We start from the raw sequence: 11,239 nt of genomic DNA, 5'->3' as shown, positions 1-11,239 counted from the left end.
ACCAGAAGGAAGTATCAGAATCATTTATTCAAGCTGTTGCTTCCAAACGAAATCACATCCCAAGAAAATCTCTAAAGTATCAAACACCGATGGAAATATTTTTGAGAAATATAAAACCAGATGATTTATCTAACTTAATTTGACAAATGAAATTATTTAGAACTACTGCATAAACTTGATAGTAATCAAGTTTATATCTCTTAAAAACTAATATACTGTGGTTGTACTAAAGTATAGGAGGGGTTTATATGCAACAGACTATATTGAAACATAAAAATCATATTACAGTTATTAGTGGTCTATTCATTATTATAGGTTTTATTGCACATTTCATCTTTACCAATACGGTTATCTTTAATAGTGCTTTTATAATTGCTTCCATATTGGGTGTTATACCAATTGCAATACAGGCTTATCAGGCTATAAAAGTAAAAGTAGTGAGTATTGATGTTTTAGTAACGATAGCCGTTATTGGTGCTTTCTTTATTCAAAATTACGAAGAGTCAGCTATTGTTACTTTTTTATTTTTATTCGGGTCATATTTAGAACAGCGTACACTTAAGCAAACACGGTCTGCTATTAAAGAGTTGACGGAAATGGCTCCAGAGACTGCTTTTAAGCAATTGAACGAGGGACAATTTGAAGAAGTAGATATTGATAAAGTAAAGGAAGGGGATATTCTCTTAGTAAAAACTGGGGCCAAGATTCCAGTAGATGGTAGGGTAACTACTGGAAAAGGATATGTAAATGAGGCTAATATCACCGGCGAATCTTTACCTCTAAAGAAAGAGAAGGGTGACAAAGTATTTGCCGGTACCACTATGGATAATGGGACTATTCAAATAATCGCTGATAGAATTGGGGAGGATTCTACATTTGGTCGAATTATTGAATTAGTAGAAGAAGCACAAGATTCTAAATCGGAAGCTGAACGATTTATTGACCAGTTCTCTCGTTGGTATACACCTGTGGTCCTTATCATTGGGCTATTAGTTTGGCTACTAACTAAAGATACAGCACTTGCGGTTACTGTATTAGTACTTGGTTGCCCAGGAGCCTTGGTCATTGGTGTACCTGTTTCAAATGTCGCGGGTATAGGAAATGGTGCAAAGAATGGAATTTTGTTTAAAGGTTCTGAAGTGATTAGTCATTTTGCAAATGTAGATACAGTCCTATTTGATAAAACAGGTACCTTAACTGAAGGAAAGCCTGAAGTTAGCGAATTCGTTTACTATGGAAATAATCAAGAGGAGGATTTATCTCTATTATACTCGGTTGAAAGGGAATCTGATCATCCCTTAGCTGTCGCTATTACAAATAAATTAGCGCAATATAAACTAAGACCTGTAGATAATACGCAGGTTATAAAAGGTGGGGGTGTAATTGCTCACGTTGACGGACACCTTGTTGCAGTAGGGAATAAAACCTTAATGGAACAAGAAAATATACCACTATCTGATGATGTTCTTAAAGAATTAGATAAATTAGAAAGAGCCGGTAGTTCAATTGTATTAACGGCAGTTGATCGTAAGTTAATTATTTTAATGGGAATCCGTGACCAAGTTCGAGCAGGTGTTAAACAAGACCTACAAAAATTAAAATCACTTGGTGTTAAAAATCTCATTGTATTATCAGGGGATAATCAAGGCACAGTTAATTTAGTTAAAAAGGACCTAGGATTAACCGAGGCTCATGGCGATATGTTACCTGAGGACAAGCAAGCGTTTCTAAAAGAAAGACAGTCTACTGGTGAAATTATTGCTTTTATTGGTGATGGTGTGAACGATAGTCCTTCTCTAGCTACTGCAGAAGTAGGGATTGCTATGGGAAATGGGACAGATGTGGCTATTGAAAGTTCAGATATTGTTCTAATGAATTCCAATTTTAATCGTCTCCCCCATGCTTTAGGTTTAGCTAAAGGGACATATGCGAATATGCGACAAAATATTCTAATTGCTGTTGGTGTGGTGATAATTTTATTGGTTAGTTTAGTATTTAGTGAATGGATGTCTATGTCGATTGGCATGTTAGTTCATGAGGCAAGTATTTTAGTAGTTATTTTAAATGCGATGAGATTAAGAAGATATGAATTAAGATAATTGATCTACGTCAATTATCTTAAAAGAAATGTCCTGTATAATTTATTTAAAGGAGTGATAGATATGACTAAAGCAACATTAAAATTAGAAACATTAACTTGTCCATCATGTTTACAAAAAATTGAAAATGGTTTAAAACAGACAGCTGGTGTAGAAAAAGATTCTGTAAAAGTACTGTTCAATGCAAGTAAGGTAAAAGTGGATTTTGATGAAGAACAAGTCAATTTGAGTGCAATTGAAAAATCTATTGAAAACCTAGGATATTCAGTTATTAGTTCAAAAGTAAAGGAAGGTGTATAAAATGACAACAGCAAATGAAAGACAAGAAAAATTAGCTGCTGAAAAAGCATATAAAGAACACATTCATCATACCAAGATTAATGCTGCAGCTGTCACAGATCATATACTTGCTAATATCCATACCTTACATGTAAAATTACATCAATATCATTGGTATGTAAAAGGCACAAATTTCTATTCATTGCATAGTGTTTTTGAGAATTTATATAATGAGAATGAGACATGGTTTGATAAGATTGCAGAACGTTTACTAGCTTCAGGATTTAAGCCAGCTTCAACAACTACTGAATTTCAGGAATTTACAATAATTTCTGAAGATCCGTCTGAAAAATATTATTCTGCTGAAGAAATGGTCATACAGTTAGTAGGAGATTTTAGGACTAATCGTGAATTTACCGTTCGTGCAATGCGTTTAGCACAAGAAGAAGCAGATGATGCATTAGAAGATTTACTAATTAGTTATAAAGATTACTTAGATATAAATATTTGGCAACTTCAAGCCTTCGTTAACAAGGATGCGTTAGAAGATGATGACTATATAGATAACGATTAATTAGGAGGAAAGCTGTATGGCACACCATCACCACCATAGTCATATAGATTGTATACGTTTAGTTCCGATTTTTAATCACCTAAATGAAGAACAAATGAGTTTAATTGCGCAATCAGCGCAAGAAGTACATTATGCAAAGAATGCGTTGTTATTTGGAAATGGTGATAAAGATGACACACTTTATATTATAAATAATGGGCGTGTACGTGTTTATAACTTAAATGAATCTGGTCGTGAACAAACTGTACGCATATTAAATCCTGGTGATTTTATGGGAGAAGTGGCTATTTTTCAAACTGAAAGTTACCATTCTAATTATGCTGAAGCAATATCAGAAGTAAGCATATGTAGAATTCATAAAAAGGATATGGATGACTATTTAGGCGCTTACCCAGAAATTATGAGAAGAATACTATCAGATGTTACGAAACGGTTACAGGTATCAGAAAAGCAAACGATGCAGGTTGGTTTGGAGCAAGTAGAGTCTCGTATTATTGATTTTCTATCAGAATACGTTGAAGATGAAGAAAACCATACTTATGTGACTTTACCAATGTCGAAAAAAGATCTAGCCTCCTACTTGGGTACAACCCCAGAAACAATAAGTCGCAAGTTCTCATCATTGGAAGAGAGAGGTTTAATTAAACAGCATACTCAAAAACATATTGAGATATTTGATTTAGATAAATTATTATTTGCATCAAGTTAAGTTAAATGGTTCTATGATAAATAGTATTGGTTACCAACACTATTTATCATAGAACCCAATTTTTTAGTACAATGATCCATGGTGATATCCTTTCTTGGTGTAGTTTTGTTTTAGAAGCCTAGAAAGTCAGCATAATTATCAATCTCATTTTCGTAAATATAAGTGGCAATATCTTTCATCACACTTATTTTACTTGTTTTCGTTAATTCAAAATAACTTTCAACATCAGCACCACCATGACCAACTATTTCATCACGTGAATATTGATATTTTTCAGGATTATCCAAATGAATAAAATATCTAATCATTCCACGTCCTGAACCAACTTTTTGTGGTGCAGGCACATTCAAAGGTTCAATAATTTTCTCAACTGCTTTTAACGTAATCGGCCCATCAGCCGATAACATTACATGCCAATGCGGTTTTTTGATCGTTCCATCAGGATTGAAATCTTTATCATGCAAGGGACTTTCAATCCAACGCATATGCATTTCGTCTAAAATCTCTCGCCAATTTTTTGGTGCACTCTCTGGATACACAATAAATGCCCAAACTCTTTCACTTCACTGACAACACCTTCTACTAGCGTTTTTATCTGTTCAGCCGTTACACTCTTAGATTTCTCAAAGAAAGCCGTAAAACCTCTGTAAATGCCCTTAATTTCGTTTTTAAGCGACTTATTCTCTTTTTCTAAATCTTCAATTGTTTCAATATTCCGATTACTCTTACGCACTAAATCATTGTATTCTTTCACTAATTCGCTATATTTCCCTTTAACTTTAGTGATTTCTTTAGGTAAATCAGTTTCCACATATTTCTTTAATCGCTCATTTGAGCTATATAAATCTTCATAGCCTTGTATTAAAGCATTTAATTTATCTTTAGGAATAATCACATTTCCTGTTTTACGTTCTTCATTTTTCATAAATTCATGTCGCAACTTACCAATATCAATGGTTTCGCCACTTGGTACTTTGACCGTTTTCGTTTCGTCTTTTAAATCTAAACTCTCTTTCTTGATTGTTGGTGTTTTATCGTTCGATAACGCTAAAACTTCTGACTTCCGCTGTTCCAGCGTGGTAGTCATCTCTTTCAATTCGTCTTTCGCCTTTTTATATTCAGACACAGTTAAATTTTTACGCTCTGACCCTTTTTCGCCACGTTTAAGGTTAAACCCTCGCTCTTGCAAGTACGTTGGCAACTCGTCTTGTACCGCCCGAAAGGCTTGTCGATTAAAGACTGTCTTTGCAGATAGCTTATGTTCAGCGTTAAATGGCACAATCCCTAAGTGCATATGAGGTGTCGTTTCGTCCAAGTGAACTTGAGCGTAACGAATATTATTATCGCCAAATTTTTCAGCGAAGTAATCTTTCGCCTGTTCGAAAAAATCTTTAATTTCTTTATCGTCTTTATCTTTAAAAAATTGGTTGTCAGAAGTTATGATCCATTCGTTTATTAATACAGCATCTTTTCTGACGGCATGACTACTTGATTTGTTATCGTTAATAAATTGCTGAATATCCGTTTTGTAATTGTCTGTGCGATTGACCAAATCATAATTCAAATACGAGCGTTCCGTATCAATATCTTTGTTTGAATGATTGTCAGTTAACCGTTGATTATGATTACCCATTCCGACTAAATTTCCAGCTTTCATCTTTTGCATTCTTGCGACTAAATAACTCATCATAAGTCCTCCATTCTTTGGTTTGGCGAATTAGCGGTAAAAAAACGTATCTGAGGTTTGAGGTTAGGATTCAAAAAAATATAAGAAAAGCCCCATTTAAGGGGCTTTTTTATCTATAAAATAAAGTTCAGAAAAGTCTCAATCGTGCCACTTTCATACATGATGTATAGTCCAAGTGGAATGAATACTAAGGGCACAATGATTCGCTCGTATTTTTCAATTGTCTCGGATATTAACGGAATAGAAGATAGCACCCGACTAAGCTCGCAAAAGATAATTATGCCGATTGCAAACACAAGCAACGCCACGAGGGTCTGTGACCAATCTAACGAAGCAAAATAAGGTATATAGATACCTAAATTATCTCCGCCAGACGCAATTGTCAGCAATGTGACTGTCCAAAACAGTTGATTTGCCTTGCTTTGTTCTAATCTTTCAATAATTTCTTCCTCTTCTTCTTCCTCACCTTCTCCAACAATTGCAAAGCGAATCCCTAAATAGATAGGGATTAAACCAAGCAATCCAACCATCCATGCTTCAGGCACGAAATTGACGACATAAGCAGCAACTAAACTCGCCCCTACAAGTAAGCCAGTTCCTAGATATTGCCCCGCATAAATATGCCATTTCTGTTTATTCTGTGATAGCTGTGCAAATAAAATAATTAAAATAATTAAGTAATCGATACTGGTGGAAATATAAACACCAATAGCAGATATGATTGTCTGTCCCATAAAAAAACCTCCTGTATTAGTCAGTAATAAATCAGCAGATTTTAGGAGAGCACAGACACATTAATTTAGCTATCGCTAATGGGTAATGTCGAACGTAGGAAAGCATTTTACTCCTCCTCAAAACGTAGTTACAAAGTAATTTCTAACTGGAATTCGGTGACTACTTCCTTGTAAAGTATAACCCACTGTACTTTACAAGGTAAAGTGTGGGCTCTCCGAGGGGTCTTGCAGACGGCTCTGTCGGCTCTTTTGAGCCGAGTATCAGCGCACCCTTATGGTGCATTTAGCTGATACCTGTTTGACGTTTTGCTACTCTACCTTTTCGGTAGGTATGCAAACCTCAAACCAAAATAAAAACCCCCTTCGACTTTTGATATACTCCCATCATAGTAGACACTAGAAAAAACAAAAATTTCTAATCTACTATGATGGGAGTTTTTAGTATGTCTAAAAGAACAACATTTAGTGCAGAGGAAAAGATGATATGCTTCCTATAAAGTAGACAAAGAAAAAACAAAAATTCCAAATCTACTTTATAGGGAGCACTTCATGACGAATTTCTGGACACTCTTTTTAGATACTATAATTTATATGTATCACTCTATTTTTGTGTTCATAAACTCGTAAACAAATCATTGTTCATTTAAAATTTAGGTTCATGAATATTAGGACAATTCTTAGAAAGGATCAGAAACTTAAAAGTTTTTGATCCTTTTTTAATTTCTCATTTAATAGCTCTTTCAGCAGCTCAATTAATTAGGTCAGAAAGTATTTCATTTAGCGGTCAACAGATTATACTCTGTTGGACACTCCTTTAAACAGATTTTTAAATCATTAATAGTGTCCATGTAGATTGTGCAAAAAGCTTTCTCGAATCATAAAAAATTCATAATGAGTTATTTTGAGAAAGAGTGTTCAGAAAATGACTAATTTCTGGACACTCTTTTTAGATACTGTAATTTATATGTATCACTCTATTTTTGTGTTCATAAACTCGTAACTAAATCATTATTCAATTAAAATTTAGGTTTATGAGCTCTCTTTGATTGCTATAACTATAAAGGAGTTCAAGATAGAATATTCTTTAACAGTTTTTCTATGCTAAATTAACCTATAGTGAGAGTGCTAACTATACTCATAATTCCTATTTACTTAGAAATTATGAGTAAACAACTTGACCTTATATAGATGGTTGTCTATATTACATATATAGACAATCATCTATATAAGGAGGGTCGAAGAATGAATTATGAATCTCTTTCATTAGTATTAAAATCTCTAGCGGATCCAAATCGTATGAAAATAGTAGATATGCTTTCTTGCGGTAGTTTGTGTGCATGTGATTTACTTGAATATTTTGATTTTACGCAGCCTACACTTTCTCATCATATGAAAGTACTTGAAAAAGCGGGTGTCGTTTGTGTAAGTAAAAAAGGGCAATGGCACCATTATTCATTGAGGGAAGAATTTGTTGTAGAATTTATGGAATCTATTCAACAATTACTTGTAAATAATGAAGACAACTGTGTATGCAAAGTAAAAGAAGAATCTAAGTAGGAGGAAAGTAAAAATGAAATCAAAAGGTAAAGCTGAAGGGTTAGGCTTTTTTGAAAAGTATTTAACTCTATGGGTAATTTTGTGTATGATAATCGGAGTATTGATTGGACAGTTTGCTCCAGCTATCCCTGATACATTAAGTCAATTTGAGTATTTTCAGGTCTCAATTCCAACGGCTATTTTGATATGGTTGATGATTTATCCTATGATGTTAAAAATTGATTTTACCAGTATTGTTCGTGCTGCTAAAAAACCTAAGGGATTAGTTATCACGTGCGTTACTAATTGGCTTATTAAACCGTTTACGATGTATGGCATTTCAGCACTCTTTTTTTATGTGATTTTCCAACAATTGATTCCAATAGAACTAGCAAAAGAATACGTCGCTGGTGCGGTTATTCTAGGAGCTGCACCATGTACAGCGATGGTTTTTGTGTGGAGCTACCTAACAAAAGGTGACTCTGCCTATACTTTGGTTCAAGTCGCAATCAACGATTTAATTATTCTAGTATTATTTGCACCTATTGTTGCTTTTTTGCTAGGCGTTGATAATGTAAGTGTCCCTTTAGCCACTTTATTACTGTCAACTGTTCTATTTGTAGTTGTTCCACTGTTTTTAGGCTTCATTACTCGATTGTTGATCATAAAAAAAAGAGGTTTAACCTATTTTGAAAATGTCTTCTTGAAGAAATTTGATTCAGTGACGATTATTGGTTTATTACTAACTCTGATCATTATTTTCTCCTTCCAAGGTGAAAGAATTATTTCCAATCCATTGCATATTTTATTGATTGCAATTCCTTTAACGATTCAAACGATTTTAATATTTACAATTGCTTATAGTTGGTCAAGATTTTGGAAGTTGCCACATAATATTGCTTCTCCTGCTGGAATGATAGGAGCAAGTAACTTTTTTGAGTTGGCAGTAGCGGTATCAATATCACTTTTTGGATTACAGTCGGGAGCAACTTTAGCAACAGTCGTAGGCGTACTTGTGGAAGTGCCAGTTATGTTACTTTTAGTTAAGGTTTCTAATAAAACAAAAGACGGGTTCATAAATCCGGAATCTTTGAGTGAAATCAAGAACGTATAAAGGATAGGTGTGGAGAAATGAAAATCATCATTATTGGATCTGTCGCTGCTGGAACAAGTGTCGCTGCAAAAGCAAGAAGGAATACTGAAGATGCAGAGATTGTTTTGTATGATAAAGATATGGATGTGTCTTACGCAGTTTGTGGGATTCCATATGCAGTGGGGGGAGAAGTGGAAAACTTTGATGAACTGACGCCTCGTAATGCTGAATGGTTTAAAAAAAGGTACGACGTAGATATTCATACCTCTCATGAAATAACTCAGGTTGACTATGATAAAAAATTGGTTCACGGAATCAATCTAATTACAAAAAAATCATTTACCAATAATTTTGATGTTTTAGTGTTGGCCACAGGATCGGTTTATAATACCCCAGAAATATTTGTTAATAGACATTTTGAGAATGTTTTTCAGGTGAAAAACATTTCGAGTGGGAAAAGTATCAAGAAGTTTGTAGATGAAAACGAGCCAAAAAAAGCAGTTGTCATTGGTGCTGGATATATTGGTTTAGAAATGGCCGAGCAGTTGCAGAGACTAGGTCTTGAGGTCTCGTTACTTCAACGAAGTAAATATCCCATGTCCCATTTAGACTGGGACATGTCTTCAAGAATCATTAATGAAATGAAAAGGAAAAACATTGCCTTTTTCCCTGAAGAAACCGTCAGAAAAGTTAACGGTGATGGTCGTCTGAAGTCTATTGAAACGGCTAAAGGAACTATCTTTTCGGCAGATATTTTTGTATTAGCTACCGGAGTAAAGCCGAACACCGCATTAGCAAAATCCATGGGAATTAAATTAGGAATTACCGGAGCTATAGAAGTAAACGATAAGTTAGAAACCAATTTTTCAAATGTTTATGCTGTAGGTGATGTTGCAGAAAGTTTTGATCGCATAACTAGGCGACCAATTTATCGACCTTTAGCTTCAACAGCCAATAAAATGGGAAGGATCGCAGGAGATGTTATTACAGGTGGCAATCTACGACACAAGGGAATCTTAGGAACTGGTATTTTACGATTCTTTGATTTAACAATTGCTCAAACTGGTCTCACAGAAAAAGATGCTTTAGCAAATGATATAGCCATTACTACTTTATATAATATTAAACCTAATAAGCCGGACTATATGAATGGTAAAGAAATGGTGATCAAAGCGATCGCAAATAAAGAAAATGGGAAGATACTTGGGGCACAAATCATTGGATATGATGGGGTAGATAAGCGTATCGATGTGCTTGCTACTGCTATTTCATTTGGCGCAACTGCTGAAGATTTATTTCACTTGGATTTAGCATATGCCCCACCTTTTTCTACAACAAAAGATCCCATTCATTATACTGGGATGGCTTTGAACAACGATATAAATAATGACACTCCGTTGATGACTCCTATAGAGCTATTGAGAAGAATTGATAGCGGTGAAAAATTACAAATTATTGATACTAGATCAAAAAAACAGTTTGAAACTTCGAAAGTTAAGGGAGCAATTCATATACCTTTAGCAGAGTTAAGAAATCGATATGAAGAGTTGGACAAAGAATGTGTAACCGTAACTTATTGTAATAAAGGAGTTACTGGAAATGCAGCACAAAATATTCTACTGAACAAAGGATTTAAGCAAGTTTATAATTTATCCGGAGGAAATAAAAACTATCAAGAAGTTTGTGAAACGATACAAAAATTATGATAGAATTCTAAATATTGGAATAATTAGGAAGAAACTTATTTTGAGGTTTGATGTAACATTTGTATTTTTTTTCAAGCTTCATTTTTTATATATTATGGACTATTAGAGGTGAAATTGAAGATGGTAGATTTAACTAAAATTGAATACCGAGTTTTGATTTCATTATATGAATGCGAGGGAGGGATAACAAAACGTAACTTTGTAAAAAATATCCAGAATTTAAGTTGAATACAGCTTATTTAGTTATTGATCGGCTAGTAGACAAAGGGTACTTAGAAATGAATTACTCGAAAAAACTGAATTATCAGAAAAATTGTTTAGTCCAATCAAATCAATAACTGACTTCTATTCTGATATGTTTGGTATTTGCGCTGTTGATCGTACGGTGAAAAAAGTAATACGTGAACTAACTGATTATAGTCAAACAAGTTTTATTCTAGATAAAATAAGAGAAGCAAAAAGATATGCAAAATAAATTTATATAGTTGGAATGAAAAGGTAAAATCTCATACTTATAGTCTTGGTATACAGTAAAAAAGAAATGGAGAAATGTCTATGGGACTTTTACATTTGCTTTATGTAATATTGTATTCAATTATAGTAATTAGCTTACTTATTTCCTATGATTTATTTGTAAAAAATTTTAAGAAACTCCATTTACGATATTCTTTTAAAATAATTATTGGTTTAATATTCGTCGATTGTAAAATTAAGCTAGACAACTAAAAAGATCATTTGTGCTACACTCAAAATAGTTCCGACCAAAGAATTATTAAGGAGTGAGTACAAATGACCTACACCCATCTTACAACAGACGAACTA

10 protein-coding genes and 1 pseudogene are annotated in these 11,239 nt (G+C 33.9%); 8 read left to right on the top strand and 3 right to left on the bottom strand.

Features of this window, described 5'->3' with window-relative positions; all coding sequences use genetic code 11:
* The 5 genes and pseudogenes from AEQ18_RS15540 to AEQ18_RS15230 all read left to right on the top strand — a co-directional run.
* Positions 1-143 (top strand): annotated as a pseudogene (locus tag AEQ18_RS15540) (IS30 family transposase); the annotation flags it as partial.
* A 105-nt stretch (positions 144-248) separates the two neighbouring features.
* The gene (locus AEQ18_RS15245) at positions 249-2,099 is read left to right on the top strand and encodes a heavy metal translocating P-type ATPase (protein WP_054117212.1); all 1,851 of its coding nucleotides are present in this window, start codon (positions 249-251) and stop codon (positions 2,097-2,099) included.
* 63 nt (positions 2,100-2,162) lie between these two features.
* Complete coding sequence (locus tag AEQ18_RS15240; RefSeq protein ID WP_054117211.1) at positions 2,163-2,399, top strand: heavy-metal-associated domain-containing protein; 237 nt, start codon at positions 2,163-2,165, stop codon at positions 2,397-2,399.
* A 1-nt stretch (position 2,400) separates the two neighbouring features.
* Positions 2,401-2,952, top strand: coding sequence for a Dps family protein (locus AEQ18_RS15235; RefSeq protein WP_054117210.1), 552 nt, complete (start codon positions 2,401-2,403; stop codon positions 2,950-2,952).
* A gap of 16 nt (positions 2,953-2,968) precedes the next feature.
* The gene (locus AEQ18_RS15230; protein ID WP_054117209.1) at positions 2,969-3,661 is read left to right on the top strand and encodes a Crp/Fnr family transcriptional regulator; all 693 of its coding nucleotides are present in this window, start codon (positions 2,969-2,971) and stop codon (positions 3,659-3,661) included.
* A 110-nt stretch (positions 3,662-3,771) separates the two neighbouring features.
* Here AEQ18_RS15230 and AEQ18_RS15225 read toward each other — a convergent pair whose 3' ends face one another.
* The 3 genes from AEQ18_RS15225 to AEQ18_RS15215 form a co-directional block, all read right to left on the bottom strand.
* Entirely contained in the window at positions 3,772-4,200 is a 429-nt protein-coding gene (locus AEQ18_RS15225) for a replication protein (protein ID WP_200908934.1), read from the bottom strand.
* Positions 4,158-5,348, bottom strand: a complete 1,191-nt coding sequence (gene mobV, locus AEQ18_RS15220) for a MobV family relaxase (protein ID WP_082348675.1) — start codon at positions 5,346-5,348, stop codon at positions 4,158-4,160. Before mobV ends, AEQ18_RS15225 begins: the two co-directional genes overlap by 43 nt.
* Positions 5,349-5,461: 113 nt before the next feature.
* Complete coding sequence (locus tag AEQ18_RS15215) at positions 5,462-6,082, bottom strand: CadD family cadmium resistance transporter (RefSeq protein WP_005237707.1); 621 nt, start codon at positions 6,080-6,082, stop codon at positions 5,462-5,464.
* Between the two features lie 1,242 nt (positions 6,083-7,324).
* On the opposite strand from AEQ18_RS15215, the gene AEQ18_RS15210 reads away from it, so the two are divergent.
* Genes AEQ18_RS15210 through AEQ18_RS15200 form a run of 3 tightly spaced genes read left to right on the top strand, consistent with a single transcriptional unit; the run spans position 7,325 to position 10,417 of the window.
* A complete protein-coding gene (locus AEQ18_RS15210) occupies positions 7,325-7,639 on the top strand; it encodes an ArsR/SmtB family transcription factor (protein WP_054117207.1) in 315 nt (104 codons plus the stop codon).
* A gap of 13 nt (positions 7,640-7,652) precedes the next feature.
* Positions 7,653-8,732 (top strand): ACR3 family arsenite efflux transporter, encoded by a 1,080-nt coding sequence (gene arsB / locus AEQ18_RS15205; RefSeq protein WP_054117206.1) that lies wholly within the window; start codon positions 7,653-7,655, stop codon positions 8,730-8,732.
* A gap of 17 nt (positions 8,733-8,749) precedes the next feature.
* Complete coding sequence (locus AEQ18_RS15200) at positions 8,750-10,417, top strand: FAD-dependent oxidoreductase (RefSeq protein WP_054117205.1); 1,668 nt, start codon at positions 8,750-8,752, stop codon at positions 10,415-10,417.
* The last annotated feature ends 822 nt before the right edge of the window (positions 10,418-11,239 follow it).

This window comes from Enterococcus sp. RIT-PI-f (assembly GCF_001297065.1).
GTDB lineage: Bacteria > Bacillota > Bacilli > Lactobacillales > Enterococcaceae > Enterococcus_D.
Note: the sequence above shows the minus strand (reverse complement) of the source record. Positions and strands in the feature narration are given on the sequence as shown.